Source organism: Rhodococcus sp. WS1 (assembly GCF_003797745.1).
GTDB classification, from domain to species: domain Bacteria; phylum Actinomycetota; class Actinomycetes; order Mycobacteriales; family Mycobacteriaceae; genus Rhodococcus_F; species Rhodococcus_F erythropolis.
Genome location: NZ_RKLZ01000001.1, coordinates 1,535,333 through 1,553,349 on the forward strand (window position 1 = coordinate 1,535,333; position 18,017 = coordinate 1,553,349).

Consider the following 18,017-nt stretch of genomic DNA (forward strand, 5'->3'; position numbering starts at 1 on the left):
CTGCAGCGAATTACCTGTGCAGTGGTGAATGGTTCAGTTGTGGTCGGGGCCTGGCCGGCCCTCCCACGTAATGCTGTGGAGCGGACTATCAGCCCTGGACCGTGATGCCCATGGAACGAGCGGTGCCGGCGATGATCTTCGCGGCCTGCTCGATGTCATTGGCATTGAGGTCTTCAGCCTTGGTCTTCGCGATTTCGCGCACCTGATCCATGGTCACCGAGGCAACCTTGGTCTTGTGCGGTTCGCCGGAGCCCTTGGCGACGCCGGCTGCCTTGAGGAGCAGCTTGGCGGCGGGAGGGGTCTTCAGCTTGAAATCGAAGGTCCGGTCTTCGTAGACCGAGATCTCGACCGGCACAACGTTGCCGCGCTGGGACTCAGTCGCCGCGTTGTAGGCCTTGCAGAACTCCATGATGTTCACGCCGTGCTGACCGAGCGCGGGACCCACGGGAGGTGCAGGGTTAGCCTGACCTGCCTGGATCTGCAGCTTGATGAGCCCGGCGAGCTTCTTCTTCTTTGGGGGCATCTCTAGTTCCTAGTTTCTAGCTTGGGTGTGTGTCTTGCGTCGAACAAATTGCAAGTTTTGGGGTGGTCAGATCTTCGCGACCTGGTTGAAGTTGAGCTCAACCGGGGTTTCACGACCGAAGATCGACACGAGAACCTTGAGCTTCTGCTGCTCGCCGTTGACCTCGCTGATGCTGGCCGGAAGGGTTGCGAACGGGCCGTCCATGACGGTGACCGACTCGCCGACCTCGAAGTCGACCTCGATGAGGGGCTTGCCGAAGGACTCGGACGGTGCCTCGCCTGCTGCGACGGCGGCCGCTGCAGCCTGCTGCTTCTTCTGCTCCTGCTGCGGGAGCAGGAACTTGACGACCTCGTTGAGGGTCAGCGGCGAGGGACGCGACGTGGCACCGACAAAACCGGTGACACCAGGCGTGTTGCGCACGGCGCCCCACGACTCGTCGTTGAGCTCCATGCGAACGAGGATGTATCCGGGCAGAACCTTGCGGTTGACCTGCTTGCGCTGGCCGTTCTTGATCTCGGTGACCTCTTCGGTGGGAACTTCCACCTGGAAGATGTAGTCGCCGACATCGAGGTTCTGAACGCGAGTCTCGAGGTTGGCTTTGACCTTGTTCTCGTAACCGGCGTACGAGTGGATGACGTACCAGTCACCCGGGGCGCGGCGCAGCGCAGCCTTGAGTTCGGCAACGGGATCCTCGACCTCGAGCTCGGCGGCGGGAGCGGCCTCGTCGGAGTTCTCGGCATCGTCGGAGATGACGTCCTCGGTCGCTGCAGCGTCTGCATCAGTGCCTTCGGCAACGTCTGCATCGGTGCCTTCGGCAACCACGACGTCTACTTCGGCTGCCGCCTCGGCAGAAACACGCTCTTCGGCCAAAGCCTCATTCGTGTCGTTCTCGGGGGTGCTCACTGGGGCACTCGCTTCCTCTCGTTACTCGGACCCGGGTCGGGTCTTGTCGCGCTCGCAGGCAAAGACGCCCGACTGCTACGGCGATCAGCCGAACAGCCAGGTGACACCCTTGATCACAGCGATATCGACGCCGCTGATGAAAGCGACCATGAAGACCACGAACGTCAGCACGACGCTGGTGTAGGTGATCATCTGCTTGCGGTTCGGCCAGATGACCTTACGGAGTTCTGCGATGACCTCGCGGAAGAATTTGCGCAGGCGCTTGAAGATGTTGTCCTTCTTCGCCTTGGGCTTCTTGCCGGGGTTCGTTGCAGTCGGCTTGGCCGAAGATGTCCGGGATGCCGTCCGGGCCGGAGTCTTCACGGTGGACGCGCTGACCGAGGCGCCGCGTGCAGCGCGCTTGCCGGTCGGCTTGTTGGAAACCCCACTGGATGCGGAGGGAGCCTTCTCGGCACCGTCCTTGTCCAACGAAAGATCGGAACGCGTAGTCGCGTCAGCTGCAGTGTCGTCGACACCGGTCGAATCGGCAGACGGTGAAGTCTCCGCATCCGAAGTGTCGGCGTCGCGCTTGGCGCGCTCCTCGCTCACGTCGTTCCTCTCAGTCGCTGGCATCCGGGGGCAGGGGCGACAGGACTTGAACCTGCAACCTGCGGTTTTGGAGACCGCTGCTCTGCCAGTTGAGCTACGCCCCTTTGGTTGACATCGACAGGTGGACCCTGCCTGAATCAACCGTTCTGCGATCACACAACATACGCGCTACCCGAGGTGAATGTCTTGCAACATTCAGGGCAGCGCGCAGCGCTGAGGAATCCCAGAAATCTCAGTGTACTTCAAAGCCCCGGAACAAACACAATCCGCCCTGCGATCAGGCTAGACGGACCGTGGCGGTGGCACGACCGAAGATCTTCTTACCTTCGGACTTGGCCACGATTGCCAGTACTGCGGTCTTGCTTTCTTCGTCGATCGACTTCACCTTGGCGGTGAACTCGATCTCGGCAGCCTTGTCGGCTGCCACGATCACCGGGCTCGTGAACCGTACGTTGTACTCGGTCACTGCGCCCGGATCCCCCAGCCATTCGGTGACGTAGCCGGCACCGATGCCCATGGAGAGCATGCCGTGCGCGACGACGTCCGGCAAGCCGGCAAGTCGTGCGACCTCGTCACTGAAGTGAATCGGATTGGGATCTCCCGAAACACCCGCGTAGTTGGCGAGGTTTCCACGCGTCAGGGTGACGGACTTCTCGGGGAGAAGTTCGCCGACACTCACGTCGGAAAATTTACGAAGCGACATGCATCATCACGTCCTTGACTGCGTGGGCGATGTTCTCGTCCACTTCCCCACCCGTTCGAGCAACGAGCGTTGTCCACGTGGTGACAACTGCTTCGTCGTTCTGATCGGTGATGATGTTCTTGGTCACGATGATGTCGCTACCTGCGGCCTGCCTGAACGAATCCAGGAAAACGTCGCAGAAGAGTCGGTCACCGACCTGCATGGGCTTGTGCAGCACCAGTCGCTGATCGGTCTGAAGAATCTGACTCAAGTCGTAGCCTGTGACGATCTCTTCGAACAGACGTCGCTGAGCAATGGCACCTACAATGGCGACGAACGTAATGGGAGCAATCAGGCCGTCGTATCCGAGGCCTTTGGCTGCCGATTCGTCGTAGTGCGCAGGATGCGCGTCCTGGACGGCGCGAGCGAACTCGCGCACCTTCTCGCGTCCGACCTCGTAGAAGTCTTCGACACGATAGTGGTGACCGACCATCTGGACGGCATGAGCGGCCGGGTCCGTAGGGACCTCGGCCGCTGCCTGGTTCTCTTGCAAATCTGTCACGCGGTGAGACTCTCTTCTAGCTAGGACCCGAAGACGCAGGCCCAGAGAGGGTCTTCCGCGAAAATCGTCGTCCTGTTAAGGACTTACTACTTCGACTCGCGATGCGACTGGTGGGTTCCGCAGTTGGGGCAGAACTTCTTGAGCTCCAGGCGATCGGGGTCGTTGCGCCGATTCTTCTTGGTGATGTAGTTGCGGTGCTTGCATACCTCGCAGGCCAAGGTGATCTTGGGCCGAACGTCGGTCGAGGAGGCCACGGGATGCCTTCTTTCGGGTGTATCTGATTACGAGCAATCAGGGTGGATCATGCATATTGTGTAGCGGTGACCGGACTTGAACCGGCGACGCAACGATTATGAGTCGTTTGCTCTACCAACTGAGCTACACCGCCTCGGTGTCGAGTGTCGCGCGGAAAGCACGGCACCACAATCCAGCGAGCCCCCTAACGGAATCGAACCGTTGACCTTTTCCTTACCATGGAAACGCTCTACCGACTGAGCTAAGGGGGCGTGGCTCAGGAGTGCGTTGCCGCTCTCTTGAAGCCTCCGAAAGATTACACACGAACGAGCGCCAGCACCAAATCCGCTGGTCATCGGGGCAAAAATGGTGCCGGAGCCCATTGTTGCACCGATCGGGGCCGCTGGCGAGGGCTTTGCGGGAACCAACTTGACCCCGCACTCCCCCGAAGCCATCCCCAGAAGCACTCCCGAGGCCCCCTGAGCCGCAGCCGACGCCGGCGTCACCAACGCCCACCCGACCTCGGAACAAGCACAAAAAAGTCAGCCCCGACTCTCGTAAAGAGAATCGGGGCTGACTTGGTGTGGCAGATGTAGGATTCGAACCTACGTAGGCATAAGCCGACGGATTTACAGTCCGCTCCCATTGGCCGCTCGGGCAATCTGCCGTGCTTGCACCAGGCTTCGATCCGGCGCATTCGCAAGTATATCGCGGCGTGCGGCGGCCGAAAACGGCTTCCTCGGTGCGGTGAGAAGAATACAACGAACACACCCCCATTTTGCAAACCGGGTGGTAACGGGCGGTGCCGACCCGATAACGTCGAGGTGTCCACCGGTATGGAAGGTGGGCAGAACTCGATGTTCGTGAACTACCGGAAAGCGGGAGTGTGAAGTGGCTGATTCGTCCTTCGACGTGGTGAGCAAGGTTGACCGTCAAGAGGTGGACAACGCCCTGCATCAGGCTGCCAAGGAGTTGACCACGCGTTTCGACTTCCGAAACACGGGAGCGTCGATCGAGTGGTCTGGTGAAGAGACGATCACGTTGAACGCCGACACCGAGGAGCGACTGCTTGCCGCCCTCGACGTGTTCAAGGAGAAGTTGATCCGTCGTGACATCTCGCTGAAGGCATTCGATGCCGGCGAGCCGGCGCAGTCCGGAAAGATCTACAAGCTGTCCGGAACCTTGGTCCAGGGCATCAGCAGCGAGAACGCGAAGAAGATCACCAAGAAGATTCGCGACGAGGGCCCCAAGGGCGTCAAGGCGCAGATCCAGGGAGAGGAACTTCGTGTGAGCAGCAAGAAGCGCGACGACCTCCAGGGTGTCATCTCCCTGCTCAAGGGTGAGGACTTCGGGATCGCCCTGCAGTTCGTGAACTACCGGTAGTAGGGGCTACGCCCCTGTGCGCGGTTAAGCAGTCCTGGGACTACCTAACCGCGCACAGGGGCCGAAGGCCCTACATCCCGGCCATCTTCTCCAAACGCTCGATCCGGTCCGCCATGGGCGGATGCGTCGAGAACAGCTTGCTCACCTTGTCCCCCGCTCTGAAGGGGTTGGCAATCATCAGGTGGGACTGCGCCGCGAGCTTGGGCTCAGGCGGCAACGGCGCGGCTGCCACGCCCGACTCGAGCTTGCGCAGCGCCGACGCCAACGCCAATGGGTCACCGGTGAGCTCGGCTCCCGATTGATCAGCCTGATACTCGCGAGAGCGCGAAACGGCCAGCTTGACCACGGTTGCCGCGATCGGTCCCAGTAGGGAGACGAGCAGCAGCGCGATCGGATTACTTCCCTGCCCGTTCCCTCGGCCACCGAAGATGCTCGCGTACATCGCGAAGTTGGCCAGGCCCGAGATGACGCTGGCCATCGCGCCGGCCACGGACGAGATCAAAATGTCCCGGTTGTAGACGTGAGAGAGTTCGTGCCCGAGTACGGCGCGCAGTTCCCGTTCGTTCAGGATCTGCATGATGCCGCTGGTCACGCACACCGCGGCGTGCCGAGGGCTACGACCGGTGGCAAACGCGTTCGGGGCGTTCGTGGGGCTGATGTACAGCCTGGGCATCGGTTGGTGCGCCGTCGTGGCGAGTTCGCGCACGATCCGGTAGATCGCCGGTGCCTCGACCTCGGTGATGGGCTGGGCGCGCATCGATCGAAGCGCCAACTTGTCGCTGTTGAAGTACACGTAGGCATTCATGCCGACGGCAAACAGAACGGATCCCCACAGAAGGAACGGGCTGTTGAACAGCGAGCCGATGAAGACGATCAGCGCTGACATCCCCACCAACAACCCGAATGTCTTCGCACCGTTCGCGTAGCCGTGCAAACTGCTCACCTCTTGCCTCGCTGGAGCCGAAGGCTCACCCGAACTCCCGGCGTATGCACCGGTTCTGTTCAGTCAACGAAGGACAGGGTCATCAGGGTTCCCACCCAAGGTCGTCAGGGTTTCACCCCAGGTGTGTCAGCCGACTCGTTCGATCGTGTAGTCCACGAGGCGCACGAGCGCTTCGTTCGCCGGTCCCTGCGGGAGCTCGGCCAACTGGGCCTTTGCCGAGACTGCGTACTCGCCCAGCTTTGCCTTCGCCTTGACCATGCCCGGCGAACGCTCGAGCAGTTCGAGAGCTTCTTCTACCAAAGCGTCTTCGGTGACCGGGCCCGCGAGCAGCTCCCGCAGGCGATCTGCGTCGGCTCCTTCTTCGCGGAACGCGTACAGGACGGGCAGGGTGTGGACACCCTCGCGCAGGTCGGTGCCCGGAGTCTTGCCGGACTGCGCCGATACGGAGGAGATGTCGATGATGTCGTCGGAGATCTGAAACGCGGTGCCGACGGCGTCACCCAGGCGCTCGAGGCGCTCGATGTGAGCTGCGCCGGCGCCGGAGAAGGTGCCGCCGAATCGTCCGGATGCAGCGATGAGCGAACCGGTCTTCTCCCACACGACCTTGAGGTAATGCTCGACCGGATCCTGTTCCTTCTTGACGCCGATCGTCTCGCGCATCTGGCCGGTGACCAGCTCTGCAAAGGTTTCGGCGATGATCCGAACGGCTTCAGGTCCGAGCGTCGATACCAGGCGTGATGCGTGCGCGAACAGATAGTCGCCGGCCAGGATCGCCACGCTGTTCCCCCAGCGGGCGTTGGCGCTGGGTGCTCCGCGCCGCATGGACGCCTCGTCCATGACGTCGTCGTGATAGAGCGTCGCCAGGTGAACGAGTTCGGTGACAGTCGCTGCGGTGATGATCGACGGATCGTTCGGCACCGGTCCGAGTTGCGCGGTCAGGATCGTGAACAACGGACGGAAGCGCTTTCCCCCGGCTCGCGCGAGATGCAGCGCGGCCTCGGTGAGGAAGTCTTCGCCGTCGGACAGCTCGCTGACCAACAACTCCTCGACATCGGAGAGTCCACCACGCACTACTGCGGCGAGCTGTTCGTCGCCCAGGTCGATGCCTGCAACGACGGTGCTCGATGCGGTTGCGTCGGCAGCAGTCTTTTCGGTGCTCACGATGTCAGTACCCATTCCTGTCGTCAGTGACGGCTCGGTTCCCACGGTAGTGAACCTAGCGGTTCGCACTCGGGACGGCCTCGCCACGGTGGCGATCGCGAGCCTGGGAAGATGTGAGTGTGTCCGTAGAAGAGCAGTCCCCCGTCGTCGATTCGCTTCCGACCGAAACCGACATTGTGGTCATCGGCGCAGGTCCCGCGGGTTCTTCGGCCGCGGCTTGGGCCGCCCGCAGCGGCCGAGACGTCGTGCTGGTGGACGCTGCCGTGTTCCCGCGAGACAAGACTTGTGGTGATGGACTCACTCCGCGCGCCGTAGCCGAACTGGATCTCCTCGGCCTCGGCGAGTGGGTTCGGTCACATACGACGAACAAGGGACTACGGTTGTCCGGCTTCGGCCAAGAACTCGAACTCGAGTGGCCAGGGACGTCGTTCCCGCCGATCGGCAGTGCGATCCCCCGGACCGAACTCGACGACGCCATTCGCCGGTGCGCCGTCGAATCCGGCGCGGTCATGGTCGACGGCACCAAGGCTGTCGACGTCGAACTCGACGGTGATCGAGTAGCCGCCGTCGTACTCGCCGGCCCCTCGGGACGCAGCACTCTTCGTTGCCGGACGCTGATCATCGCCGACGGCGTTCGCTCGACGCTCGGCAAGAAGCTGGGACGGCAGTGGCACCGGGACACCGCGTACGGCGTCGCGGCACGCGCTTACGTCGCGACGCCGCGCAGCGCCGACCCGTGGATCACCTCGCATCTGGAACTGCGGGACGCCGAGGGCACGTTGCAGGCGGGGTACGGCTGGATCTTCCCGCTCGGCACCGGCGAGGTGAACATCGGCGTCGGGACACTGGCGACGTCCAAGCGCCCGGCGCCGGGTGCCCTGCGTCCCTTGCTCGACTTGTACACCGACCAGCGCCGAACCGAGTGGCAGTGGAGCAGCGAAATTCATTCCGTCGCTTCGGCTTTGCTACCCATGGGCGGCGCCGTCTCCAACATCGCCGGACGCAACTGGGCCGTGATCGGCGACGCCGCAGCGTGTGTGAACCCGCTCAACGGTGAGGGCATCGACTACGGCCTCGAAGGCGGACGTCTGGTGGTCGAACAGCTCGGCGCCGACGACCTCACGGAGCTGTGGCCGACCGTGCTTCGGGAGCATTACGGGCAGGCGTTCTCGGTCGCGCGCCGGCTCGCAGGCCTGCTGACGGTTCCGCAATTCCTGCCCGCCTCGGGCCCGATCGCGATGCGCTCACGGGCACTGATGACGGTCGCCGTTCGGGTGATGGGAAACCTCGTCACCGACGCCGACGCCGATCTGACGGCGAAGGCATGGCGTGCGTCGGGGGCCGCGTCGAGAAAGATCGACTCCCGGCCGTTGTTCGGTTGAGCAAGTGCTGTGCGCCTTTATTAACCGCCGGGGGTTAATAAAGGCGCACAGCAGGGTCAGGCAGTGGCGTAATGCAGCGCCACGATGCCGCCGGTGAGGTTGCGCCACTTGACGTTCTTCCACCCGGCAGCCTCGATCTTGCGTGCCAGCTCTTCCTGGGTCGGCCAGGCACGGATCGATTCGGCGAGGTAGACGTAGGCGTCGGGGTTGCTGCTGACGGTGCGTGCGACCTGCGGGAGCGCCTTCATGAGGTACTCCATGTAGACCGTGCGGAAGGGCCCGAAGACGGGCGTCGAGAACTCGCTGACGACGAGACGTCCGCCCGGCTTGGTGACGCGGGCGATCTCGCGCAGTCCGGCTTCGAAGTCGGAGACGTTGCGCAGGCCGAAGGAAATCGTCGCGGCATCGAACACGTTGTCGGCATAGGGCAGGTACATCGCGTCACCTGCGACCATCGGAACTTTGCGCGATATTCCGGCCTTGAGCATTCCCTTGGAGAAGTCGGTGGCGACGCACCAGGCACCGGAGCGCCCCAGTTCGACGGTCGAGACTCCGGTTCCGGCGGCGAGGTCGAGTACCTTCTCGCCCGGCTTGAGGTCGAGGGCTTCGCGGGTGGCCTTGCGCCAACCCTTGTCCTGGCCGAAGGACAGCACGGTGTTGGTGAGGTCGTATCGCTCCGCGACGTCGTCGAACATCGACGCGACTTCGTGCGGTTGCTTCTCGAGAGTTGCTCGGGTTCCGTGTGTAGTGGCCACACCCGAAACGCTACCAACCCTCGGGCAGCGAAGGCGTTCAGGCTGCTCTGGCACCCGTTCGCCGCCCGAGGCCCTGCACGTCCTCGTAGTGACGGAGCAACTCTTCGCAGATTGCCGGCCAGGTCCGGTGCAGCACCGAGCGCCTCGCTGCGGAGCCGAACTGCACCCGCAGATCACGCTGACGAAGTGCGTCGACTGCGCTTGGCAGGAGTTCGGTGAACCTGTCCGTCGGCAGGAGGTAGCCGTTGCGGCAATGCGAGATCAGGTCACGTGGTCCACCGGCGTCCGGTCCGACGACAGGTACACCGCTCGCGAGGGCTTCCTGAACCGCCTGGCAGAAGGTCTCGTGCTCGCCGGGGTGAACGAATACGTCCAGGCTCGCATAGGCGTCGGCCAGCGCGGTACCGCCGAGTTGTCCGGTGAAAATCGCATCCGGCATCAGTCGTCGTAGGTTCTCGCGATCCGGGCCGTCTCCGACGATCACGATCTGCACGCTGGGATCGGCCGCCAGCACGGCCAGTCGCTCGACGTGCTTTTCGGGCGCGAGGCGACCGACGAAGCCGACCACCAACCTGTCGCTGTCGCCGATCCAGGACTGCCGCAACGCCGAGCTACGACGCGAAGGCGCGAATCGTTGTGCGTCGACGCCGCGGGCCCACCGGTGCACGCGCGGAATGCCGTGCTCTTCGAGGGCGTCGACTGCCGACGTGGAGGGTGCAAGGGTCCTGTTGCAGCTCTTGTGGATTCGACGGGTCCACGCCCACGCGGCGCGACTGGTGACGCCGAGACCGTAGCTTTCGGCAAATCCGGCGACGTCGGTCTGGTAAACCGCGACGGTGGGTATCGCGAGCCGCTTGGCGACGGCCACTCCCCCGGCGCCGAGCAGGAACGGCGACGCCAGATGGACGACGTCGGGCGCGAAGGTCCGCACGGCCGTCGTCAGACGCGGTTGTGGCAGGCCGACGGGGAGTGAACTGACTTTGGGCACCATGACGGCGGGCACCCGAACCACCTGAACACCTTCGTGTTCGGTGGCGGCAGAGGTGTCGGATCCGACAGTGTCCGGCGCAATGACCATGGCGTCGTGGCCAGTGCGATCGAGGTGTTCGAGCACGCGTAGTACCGAGTTGGTGACGCCGTTCATGTTGGGCAGGAATGACTCCGCAACGATGGCTACTCTCACACCGAGAACGGTGACAGGGCCAGGAAAAGTCCACGTCATGTTCGTGTGAAGTTCCGGCGAAGCGCGAACTAACTCGAAGCGACCGACGCCGATCCCGGAGCTCCCGCTTCCCGCTTGCGCAGGTACCAGATCGACGGTCCAGCCAGGAGCCACGTCACGACGATCACCGATCCCGCCGGGATCAGCGCCACCGTCGCGTTGCGTCCCGCTACCCGGACCAAATCAGGGTCGGCTTTGGAGTACTCCACCTCGATGCGTTGTCCCACAGTCAGATTGGTGGGGTAGAGCACGCCGAGTTCAGGGTTGTGATTCGCGCCGTCTGGTGTCACGAAGCTGATCGCCGAACGTAGCGAGCCTGCCGAGAGCACCTCGGCGGTTGCGGTCCCCATGTTCGATTCGATGGTCCGATCGTTGCGCCAGGCACCGAGAACCAGGATCACCGCGAGCACCGAAATGCCGACCGCAACCACGAGTACGCCGATGCGGAAGCGCCGCAGAACCGTTTGCGTCACAACTGTGCTCGCACGGAAGCGTGGAGTTCGCGCAGTCCACTGCGATCTGTCGCGACTTCGAGCACACGAATGCCGTTTGCGGGTTGCGCCAGCGTCGTTGCCAGGGCGTCGACGGTGACGGCTGCGTGCGGCACGCGGTAGGCCGCGCACAGCGCAGCGAGGTCCATGCCGTGCGGTGTTCCGAACACTCGCTCGAAGACGCCGGCGTACTGCGGGTCGCCTTGTTCGAGGAGTTCGAAGATGCCGCCGCCGTCGTCGTTGGCCACGACGATGGTGAGGTCGCTCGGCCTCGGCTCACCGGTCCCGATCAGCAGCCCGGACGCGTCGTGCAGGAAGGTCAGGTCGCCCATGAGAGCGACGGTCCGGCCGCCCTCGTATGCCAGTGCGGCACCGACCGCCGCCGAGACGGTGCCGTCGATACCTGCGACCCCGCGATTGGACAGCACCCGGACAGCGGGCTTGGGATAGCTCACGAGGGCCGCGTCGCGAACGGGGTTGGACGCGCCGAGCAGAAGCTGGTCGCCGTCCGCGAGTGCATCCATCACGGCAGCTGCCACGTGCAGGCCGGTGGCCTTGGGGTGGGCGTCGAGTTGCTTGCGGACGGCAGTTTCGGCGTGTTCGGTCAGCGCGGCGCATCGAGCAATCCAGGCGGGATCGGGCGTCCCGGTGACCACTGCCCTGGTTCCGGTGGCGAGCACGTTGCCGGATACGTCGGGCCAGCGCGGCCCGGTGGTCAGCGCGTAGACGTCGACGCTCGGATCGGCCAACACCTTCGAGACCTGACGATGCAACGTCGGGCGGCCGGTGATGATCGCCTGCTTGGGCTTGAGTTGCGAGAGCGCGAGTGGATGCACTGCGATCCCGTGCATCGGAGCCGTCGGTTCGGCCACCGTCGGCAGGCCGGCCAGCTCAGGCCGAAGTGCGCTGCCGTGTCCGGAAATGACCACCGTATCTGCGGTGAGGTCCAGATCGACCGGAACATCGAGCGTCGCGTTCTGGGTGGTGGTCCAGGCTGCACCGCCTGGACGGCCCTCCGGAACCGGGCCATGGACGTGCACGTCCGGCACCAGCGGCTCACGGAGCGGGATATCGAAATGCACCGGACCCGCGTTTCCGGATCTGGTTCCGCGGGCAGCGGCGAGGACCCGGCAGACCGCCGAGCGCCACTGGCTGTTCTGCGTCGAATCGTCCTCGGCCAAGCCCAGGCTGATGGTTGCGCGAACTTGACTGCCGAAGAGCCCGAGCTGCTCGACGGTCTGGTTGGCGCCGGTGCCGAGCATCTCGTAAGGCCGGTTGGCGCTCAGGACCACCAGCGGCACTCGCGCGTAGTTGGCCTCGAGGACAGCAGGTCCGAGGTTTGCGACGGCGGTCCCGGAGGTCATCACGATGGGGACCGGTCGTTTCCCGGCGATTGCCAGTCCGAGTGCCAGAAAGCCTGCTGTCCGCTCGTCGATCCGCATGTGCAGACGCAACCGGCCGTCGAGATCGGCGGCCTGGAGGGCAAATGCGAGGGGCGCGTTGCGAGAGCCTGGACACAGCACGACTTCACGCACGCCACCACGAACCAGTTCGTCGACGACGGCTGTGGCTTGTGCAGTGGACGGATTCACGCCTTCAAGAGTGTCAGATGTTCGGGTGCAAGCATGCCCAGGGGCGGGGACAGCGGCATTATGTGTGGGTGCGCACACTCTTCGATCCAGCCGAGCTCGAACCCCGCCGGTTCTATCAGTTACTCACCGCTTCGGTGGTCCCCCGGCCGATTGCCTGGGTGTCCACCCTGTCGGCGGACGGCGTCGGCAATCTGGCTCCGTACAGCTTTTTCACCGTGGCAAGTTCGGCGCCGCCGATCGTGCAGTTCACGTCGGTCGGACGCAAGGACAGTCTGCGCAACATCGAAGCGACCGGCGAATTCGTGATCAACCTGGCGACCGCCACGCTCGCAGACGTGGTGAACAAGAGTTCCGCCTTCTACGACGCCGAGGCCGACGAATTTCTCGAGTTGAACATCCGTAGCGAACCGAGCGAGCGGGTTCGCCCTGTCCGGGTCGCCGACTCCCCGATCGCCATCGAATGCACGCTCCACCAGGTCATCGAGGTCGGTAATTCATTTGTCGTGATGGGAAATGTGGTCGCGGTCGCAGTACGTCCCGAGGCTGTCGCCGACGACGGGTTACCGGACTTCGCGGCAATCGCACCGATGAGCCGACTTGGCCGAGCGCAGTGGGGTCTTCCTCCCGAAGTCGTCGAAAAGGACAGACCCACCACTCCACACCGGCCGTAAATCAGGTTAGGGTTACCTGATTAGGTACGAGTAACAGCTAATCAGGGAGCAACCAGTCATGGCCAAGCGCGCCAAGTTCGTGAAACCGGCCTCACGCAGCATCGTGTCGGCGCAGGTCGTGGCGAACAAACGAATCAGCCCGAGCTTCATCCGGGTGACCATTGCCGGCGAAGAGCTGTCCACCATCGCACCGATGGGTGCCGATCAGTGGTTCCGCATGTTCATCCCGCAGGTCGGCCAGAGCGAACTCCGGTTGCCGAGCGCGGCAAGCAATCTCTGGTACGCGCAGTACCTGATGATGTCCAAGGACACGCGACCGGTCGTGCGCAACTACACGATTCGCGCCTACCGTGCTGCCGGAACCGGTCTCTTCGGCGAGACCACGGAGATCGACATCGACTTCGCCTATCACGGTGACATCGGCCCGGCATCCGCGTGGGCGGACACCGCGTCGACCGGCGACAATGTCGCCCTCCTCGACGAAGGCTGCATCTACAACCCCACACCCGAGGCCAAGTGGCAACTGCTCGTCGGCGACGAAAGCGCACTTCCGGCGATCATCGGCATTCTGGAAACCGCGCCGGCAGACCTGCGTGCCGAGGTCTTCGTCGAGATTCCGAACATCGAAGACAAGCAAGACATTCCGGAGTTGGCGAACGTCAACGTGCATTGGCTCGTTCGCGAGGACGAACACGCAACGCCGGGTGTTCTGACCCTCGAGACCGTCCGCGCCGCCGAACTGCCCGAGGGGCCGTCCTACACGTTTGTCGCCGGCGAACAGGCACTCACCACCGGGCTGCGTCGGCATCTCGTGAACGACCGAAAGTTCGCCAAGACCGACATCACCTTCACCGGCTTCTGGCGCCACGGACATTCGGCTCACTGACAAACGAATGCAAAAAAACGAGCGGCCCGGGAGAAACTCCCGGGCCGCTCGTTGTCTTACGTTCGCTTATGCAGCGTGCTTCTGGATCACATCGCCCAGACGCGGCAGAGCTGCAGTCACATGCTTCTTGGCCGAACCGCGCAGCTTCGAGTACATCGACTTGACGACGGCCTTGTCGCTACCTTCGATACGCTCGTCCGTCACCTCGAGGAGGGAATCGGCAACCGCGTCACCGCGGGCGCTGATGAAATCGGCGAAGCTGCCTTCACCGGAAGCCGAGAATTCCTGCCAGTACGGCTCGAGCTTTGCCACGAAAGCCGGCAGAAGCGCGGTGACGGCGTCCGGCACGATGGACGGGCTCACCTTCTTGACCGCGCCGTAGCCACCCTTGAGAGCCAGCCCTGAGGCCCCCGACTTATCCGAAACCTCTGCGTCGATCAAGGTCTGCACGTCCGCGACGACCGCGGGAACCCGTGATTCCTCGAGCAGGGTTTCGTTCAGAGCTGCAACCACTTTCGATCCCTTCATTCTTCACTGATGTTCATCAGGTCGCGCCCGAGACTATACGAAATTCGGCAGGTCTCTACTGCCGAGTATCCGATGGCAGCGCCTGGCCCTCTCCAACCACCAGTCGCGCCGGTCCGCGGGCGCGGCCAGCGTCTCGAGCAGAACCGGATCAGGCTCGACGGCACCAACGGACAAAGCGCCGTCGACGGCTGCTCCGGTGACCGCGATATCCCGGACGAACAAGCCGCCCGTGCCGAGGCCGCAGGCAAACGGAAGCGTGGGCAAGGCTGCCGCGGCCGCCAGTCCCGCGGACATCCCCACAGCCGTGTCCAGCGCACTCGAGACCACCACCGGCACCCCGTAGTCCGCCAGCTGCGCCGACAGCGCCACCACAGCACGCATTCCGCCCAGCGGCGGCACCTTCACGACGGCTACGTCCGCTCCCCCGGCTCGTACGACGCGCAACGGGTCCTCCGCACGGCGAATGCTCTCGTCGGCAGCGATCCGCACACCGGTCCCCGCGGCGCGGACGCTGACCAGTTCCTCGACGCTTGCACACGGCTGCTCGGCGTATTCGAGTTCACCGTCTTCGGTGATCGCTCGCAAAGCCGTGATCGCCTCGTCCACACTCCAACCGCCGTTGGCGTCGACGCGCACGTTCGGGATGTGCCGACGCACCTCGTTCACCCGGGCGACGTCCTGCGCCAACGACTGCCCCTTCTCGGCGACCTTGACCTTGGCGGTCCGGGCCCCGGGGAAGCGCTCCAACAATTGCGGAACGGCAGAGGCGTCGATCGCCGGCACGGTGGCGTTGACGGGAACGGCGTGACGAAGCGCAGGCGGCGGACCCAGCCACGCCGCCTCGATCCCGGCGAGCAACCACTGCGACGCCTCGTCGTCGTCGTACTCGACGAAGGGTGCGAATTCTCCCCACCCGGCCGGGCCACGAACGAGCAGAGCCTCACGAGTCGTGATGCCGCGAAAGCGAACTCGCATCGGCAGCGCGAGCACCACGGCGTCCGAGATCAGATCGTCGAACGAGGGGAACATGTCAGGGCTGTCCTGGAAGCAGTTCGATCATGAGCGCCTCACCGTCGGCGAGGAGCTTGCCGTCGAGGTCGGTCAGGCGTGCGCTGACAAAGGTCTTGCGACCCTCGACCCGATCCACCTTCCCTTCGATCACCAGTTGCGTGTTGAGCGGAGTGATCGCACGGTAGTTGATGTGGAGGTAGCCGGTCCGGGAAATCGGACGGCCACCCGCGTGGACCGTCATCCCGAAGACGTCGTCGAACAGCAAGGGCAGGACGCCGCCGTGAGCGGCACCGTTGCCGCCCAGGTGGTAGCGGCGGAAGACGCCGGTACTGCGGACTCCTTCGGTGTCGAACTTCTCGACCATCCACGGGAGCATGAGGAGGCTGCCACGTCCGGGCAGTTGGATGTTCGAGCCCGCGGGCGACTTGCCCTCCGGCACCTCGTACGGAGTCAACCGATCGGCAAGCTCCTCGGCCTGCGTAGCAATGTCTGCGAGTACGTCGTCGGGAACATTGGTCGAGACGGCAAGGTCCTGCAACCTGCGCATCGCTTCGACGAAGCGGCCGAAGTCCGGACCTGCGGGAGTGTGCCGGAACCGTGGAAATCCGCCCCGCTTCTCACCGTCTGTGACGATCTCCGTGCCGTCTGCGGTTTGTTCGCTCATGACCTGCACGTTAGCGCGCCCGGGAACGTGTTCTACCTCAGGCATCCGTTAGACACGCAAGGCGTGCCTCTATCGTGACTGAGGTGACCTTCAACCCGCATCTCTGGCGCCCTGTTCCCGGATTCGAGAACCTCACCGACATCACGTACCACCGGCACGTCAGTCAAGGCACCGTTCGCGTCGCCTTCGACCGACCGGAAGTACGTAATGCGTTCCGCCCGCACACCGTCGACGAGTTGTACCGCGCGCTCGATCACGCCCGTATGACCTCCGACGTGGGAGCGGTCCTACTCACCGGCAACGGACCGAGCGAGAAGGACGGCGGCTGGGCGTTCTGCTCGGGCGGAGACCAGCGCATCCGTGGCCGCAGCGGCTACCAGTACGCCGAAGGTGAAACGGCGGACACCGTCGACAAAGCACGCGCCGGACGCCTTCACATCCTCGAGGTCCAGCGCCTGATCCGCTTCATGCCGAAGGTCGTGATCTGCCTGGTCAACGGTTGGGCTGCGGGCGGCGGTCACAGCCTGCACGTGGTGTGCGACCTGACGCTCGCCAGCCGCGAGCACGCACGGTTCAAGCAGACCGACGCCGACGTCGGAAGCTTCGACGGCGGCTACGGCAGCGCCTATCTGGCAAAGATGGTGGGCCAGAAGTTCGCTCGCGAGATCTTCTTCCTGGGTGAGACGTACACCGCCGAGGAAATGCATCAGATGGGCGCGGTCAACAAGGTTGTCGACCACGCGGAACTCGAAAACGTCGCGATCGACTGGGCAGGCAAGATCAACGGCAAGTCGCCGCAGGCACAGCGGATGCTCAAGTACGCGTTCAACCTGCAGGACGACGGGTTGGTCGGCCAGCAGCTGTTCGCCGGTGAGGCAACACGTTTGGCGTACATGACCGACGAGGCCGTCGAGGGTCGCGACTCGTTCCTCGAAAAGCGTGATCCCGATTGGTCACCATATCCCTGGTACTTCTGAGACAGTAGGTGCGAGAGGGAGGTCGGACGTGGAGATTCTGAGTAGCCGTACGATATTGCGCCCGAGCGAGTACGAACGAACGCTGAGCTTCTACCGAGACACCCTCGGTCTGGCGATCGCTCGTGAATATCCCGGCGGCACAGTCTTCTTCGCCGGCCAAGGGCTGATCGAAGTCGCAGCGCACGGCGGCACCGGCGAAGGTGGCTTTCGCGGCGCGATCTGGCTGCAGGTCCGTGACCTCACTGCCGCTCAGACCGAACTGGTTCTCGCCGGAGTCAAGATCGCCCGCGAGGCCAGGCAAGAACCGTGGGGTCTGCACGAGATGTGGATCGCCGACCCCGACGGGACACCGATCGTGATGGTGCAGATCCCGGAGGACCATCCGATCCGACGCGATTCCCGGCCACCGTCCGCGTAGTCGAGACACAGCTGTAGCCGAGCAGTGACAGATGCCCGCCACGACTTTCGTGGCGGGCATCTGTCGGTTCTTCGCAGAGATCAGTTGCGCGTGCTCAGCGCCTGAGAGATCTGATCTGTCTGGGCCTGACCCTCGAGCAGTTGGCGAACCAACCACAGCCGCAGCACCTTTGCCACCGATGCGGCCAGGAAGAGTGCGGCACCGACCACTGTCAGGGCGAGGAAAACCACGGTGAGGATCTGGTACGACACCAGATCCCGCAGGTCCGAGAGCGTCAGCGAAGAGATGTAGACGACGAAGGCGCCGACGACTCCGACGACCATGAGCACCAGGCCGGCGATGCGCGTCGCAGCGTCGCCGCCTGCCTGCTTCTTGTCCAGCTTCAACTCTGCGATGTTCTTCTTGAATTCCTCACGGCGATCTTCGGCGAGAGTAGTCATC

Annotated in this window: 22 protein-coding genes and 4 tRNA genes; 6 read left to right on the top strand and 20 right to left on the bottom strand. The window is 63.7% G+C overall.

Going from position 1 to position 18,017, the window contains the following annotated elements; all coding sequences use genetic code 11:
- Positions 1–88 precede the first annotated feature (88 nt).
- The 10 genes from rplK to EEB12_RS06965 all read right to left on the bottom strand — a co-directional run bounded on the left by rplK (position 89) and on the right by EEB12_RS06965 (position 4,159).
- Entirely contained in the window at positions 89–523 is a 435-nt protein-coding gene (gene rplK / locus EEB12_RS06920; protein ID WP_003941896.1) for a 50S ribosomal protein L11, read from the bottom strand.
- A gap of 66 nt (positions 524–589) precedes the next feature.
- Positions 590–1,426 carry a transcription termination/antitermination protein NusG gene (gene nusG, locus EEB12_RS06925; protein WP_141487549.1) on the bottom strand — a complete coding sequence of 279 codons (837 nt, stop codon included), beginning with the start codon at positions 1,424–1,426 and terminating at the stop codon, positions 590–592.
- 84 nt (positions 1,427–1,510) lie between these two features.
- Complete coding sequence (gene secE / locus EEB12_RS06930; protein ID WP_003942030.1) at positions 1,511–2,014, bottom strand: preprotein translocase subunit SecE; 504 nt, start codon at positions 2,012–2,014, stop codon at positions 1,511–1,513.
- 31 nt (positions 2,015–2,045) lie between these two features.
- A tRNA-Trp gene (locus tag EEB12_RS06935) sits at positions 2,046–2,118 on the bottom strand.
- A gap of 173 nt (positions 2,119–2,291) precedes the next feature.
- Positions 2,292–2,717, bottom strand: a complete 426-nt coding sequence (hadB, locus tag EEB12_RS06940; RefSeq protein ID WP_003941909.1) for a (3R)-hydroxyacyl-ACP dehydratase subunit HadB — start codon at positions 2,715–2,717, stop codon at positions 2,292–2,294.
- Positions 2,704–3,258: a (3R)-hydroxyacyl-ACP dehydratase subunit HadA gene (hadA, locus tag EEB12_RS06945; RefSeq protein WP_019744315.1), complete on the bottom strand. Its 555-nt coding sequence runs from the start codon at positions 3,256–3,258 to the stop codon at positions 2,704–2,706. Before hadA ends, hadB begins: the two co-directional genes overlap by 14 nt.
- An 86-nt stretch (positions 3,259–3,344) precedes the next feature.
- On the bottom strand, positions 3,345–3,512 hold the full coding sequence (rpmG, locus tag EEB12_RS06950; protein ID WP_003941903.1) for a 50S ribosomal protein L33: 168 nt from the start codon (positions 3,510–3,512) through the stop codon (positions 3,345–3,347).
- Between the two features lie 61 nt (positions 3,513–3,573).
- Positions 3,574–3,646 (bottom strand) — tRNA-Met (locus EEB12_RS06955).
- 45 nt (positions 3,647–3,691) lie between these two features.
- Positions 3,692–3,764: transfer RNA gene (locus tag EEB12_RS06960), tRNA-Thr, on the bottom strand.
- A 312-nt stretch (positions 3,765–4,076) separates the two neighbouring features.
- A tRNA-Tyr gene (locus EEB12_RS06965) sits at positions 4,077–4,159 on the bottom strand.
- Positions 4,160–4,383: 224 nt separating this feature from the next.
- Between EEB12_RS06965 and EEB12_RS06970 the strand changes: the two genes are divergently transcribed.
- On the top strand, positions 4,384–4,875 hold the full coding sequence (locus EEB12_RS06970; protein ID WP_003941854.1) for a YajQ family cyclic di-GMP-binding protein: 492 nt from the start codon (positions 4,384–4,386) through the stop codon (positions 4,873–4,875).
- Between the two features lie 70 nt (positions 4,876–4,945).
- Here the strand turns inward: EEB12_RS06970 and htpX are convergent, their stop codons facing one another.
- Positions 4,946–5,809: a zinc metalloprotease HtpX gene (gene htpX / locus EEB12_RS06975; protein WP_029254860.1), complete on the bottom strand. Its 864-nt coding sequence runs from the start codon at positions 5,807–5,809 to the stop codon at positions 4,946–4,948.
- 135 nt (positions 5,810–5,944) lie between these two features.
- Positions 5,945–6,994, bottom strand: a complete 1,050-nt coding sequence (locus EEB12_RS06980; protein WP_024487304.1) for a polyprenyl synthetase family protein — start codon at positions 6,992–6,994, stop codon at positions 5,945–5,947.
- A 104-nt stretch (positions 6,995–7,098) separates the two neighbouring features.
- On the opposite strand from EEB12_RS06980, the gene EEB12_RS06985 reads away from it, so the two are divergent.
- Positions 7,099–8,361 (top strand): geranylgeranyl reductase family protein, encoded by a 1,263-nt coding sequence (locus tag EEB12_RS06985; RefSeq protein ID WP_410055705.1) that lies wholly within the window; start codon positions 7,099–7,101, stop codon positions 8,359–8,361.
- Positions 8,362–8,417: 56 nt separating this feature from the next.
- On the opposite strand, the gene EEB12_RS06990 is transcribed toward EEB12_RS06985, so the two are convergent.
- From EEB12_RS06990 to menD, 4 genes are all read right to left on the bottom strand, one after another.
- Positions 8,418–9,116, bottom strand: a complete 699-nt coding sequence (locus EEB12_RS06990; protein WP_003941879.1) for a demethylmenaquinone methyltransferase — start codon at positions 9,114–9,116, stop codon at positions 8,418–8,420.
- A gap of 37 nt (positions 9,117–9,153) precedes the next feature.
- The gene (locus EEB12_RS06995) at positions 9,154–10,299 is read right to left on the bottom strand and encodes a glycosyltransferase family 4 protein (protein ID WP_029536746.1); all 1,146 of its coding nucleotides are present in this window, start codon (positions 10,297–10,299) and stop codon (positions 9,154–9,156) included.
- Positions 10,300–10,367: 68 nt separating this feature from the next.
- The gene (locus tag EEB12_RS07000; protein ID WP_019744321.1) at positions 10,368–10,811 is read right to left on the bottom strand and encodes a DUF3592 domain-containing protein; all 444 of its coding nucleotides are present in this window, start codon (positions 10,809–10,811) and stop codon (positions 10,368–10,370) included.
- Positions 10,808–12,421: a 2-succinyl-5-enolpyruvyl-6-hydroxy-3-cyclohexene-1-carboxylic-acid synthase gene (gene menD, locus EEB12_RS07005; protein WP_099697445.1), complete on the bottom strand. Its 1,614-nt coding sequence runs from the start codon at positions 12,419–12,421 to the stop codon at positions 10,808–10,810. The genes EEB12_RS07000 and menD overlap by 4 nt, the downstream gene beginning before the upstream one ends.
- Before the next feature lie 68 nt (positions 12,422–12,489).
- Here menD and EEB12_RS07010 point away from each other — a divergent pair, with 68 nt between their 5' ends.
- Both EEB12_RS07010 and EEB12_RS07015 read left to right on the top strand, forming a co-directional pair.
- Positions 12,490–13,092, top strand: coding sequence for a flavin reductase family protein (locus EEB12_RS07010; protein WP_021343457.1), 603 nt, complete (start codon positions 12,490–12,492; stop codon positions 13,090–13,092).
- A gap of 58 nt (positions 13,093–13,150) precedes the next feature.
- Entirely contained in the window at positions 13,151–13,978 is an 828-nt protein-coding gene (locus EEB12_RS07015; protein ID WP_070796627.1) for a siderophore-interacting protein, read from the top strand.
- Between the two features lie 66 nt (positions 13,979–14,044).
- Here the strand turns inward: EEB12_RS07015 and EEB12_RS07020 are convergent, their stop codons facing one another.
- Genes EEB12_RS07020 through EEB12_RS07030 form a run of 3 tightly spaced genes read right to left on the bottom strand, consistent with a single transcriptional unit; the run spans position 14,045 to position 16,181 of the window.
- Positions 14,045–14,491 (bottom strand): DUF6918 family protein, encoded by a 447-nt coding sequence (locus EEB12_RS07020; protein WP_003941973.1) that lies wholly within the window; start codon positions 14,489–14,491, stop codon positions 14,045–14,047.
- A 48-nt stretch (positions 14,492–14,539) separates the two neighbouring features.
- A complete protein-coding gene (locus tag EEB12_RS07025; RefSeq protein WP_084325108.1) occupies positions 14,540–15,535 on the bottom strand; it encodes an o-succinylbenzoate synthase in 996 nt (331 codons plus the stop codon).
- 1 nt (position 15,536) lies between these two features.
- On the bottom strand, positions 15,537–16,181 hold the full coding sequence (locus tag EEB12_RS07030) for a PaaI family thioesterase (RefSeq protein ID WP_024487302.1): 645 nt from the start codon (positions 16,179–16,181) through the stop codon (positions 15,537–15,539).
- An 83-nt stretch (positions 16,182–16,264) separates the two neighbouring features.
- Between EEB12_RS07030 and EEB12_RS07035 the strand changes: the two genes are divergently transcribed.
- Both EEB12_RS07035 and EEB12_RS07040 read left to right on the top strand, forming a co-directional pair.
- Positions 16,265–17,158: a 1,4-dihydroxy-2-naphthoyl-CoA synthase gene (locus tag EEB12_RS07035; protein WP_029536747.1), complete on the top strand. Its 894-nt coding sequence runs from the start codon at positions 16,265–16,267 to the stop codon at positions 17,156–17,158.
- Between the two features lie 28 nt (positions 17,159–17,186).
- Positions 17,187–17,576 (top strand): VOC family protein, encoded by a 390-nt coding sequence (locus EEB12_RS07040; protein WP_019744328.1) that lies wholly within the window; start codon positions 17,187–17,189, stop codon positions 17,574–17,576.
- Positions 17,577–17,656: 80 nt separating this feature from the next.
- On the opposite strand, the gene EEB12_RS07045 is transcribed toward EEB12_RS07040, so the two are convergent.
- Positions 17,657–18,016, bottom strand: coding sequence for a hypothetical protein (locus EEB12_RS07045; protein ID WP_003942018.1), 360 nt, complete (start codon positions 18,014–18,016; stop codon positions 17,657–17,659).
- Position 18,017 lies beyond the last annotated feature (1 nt).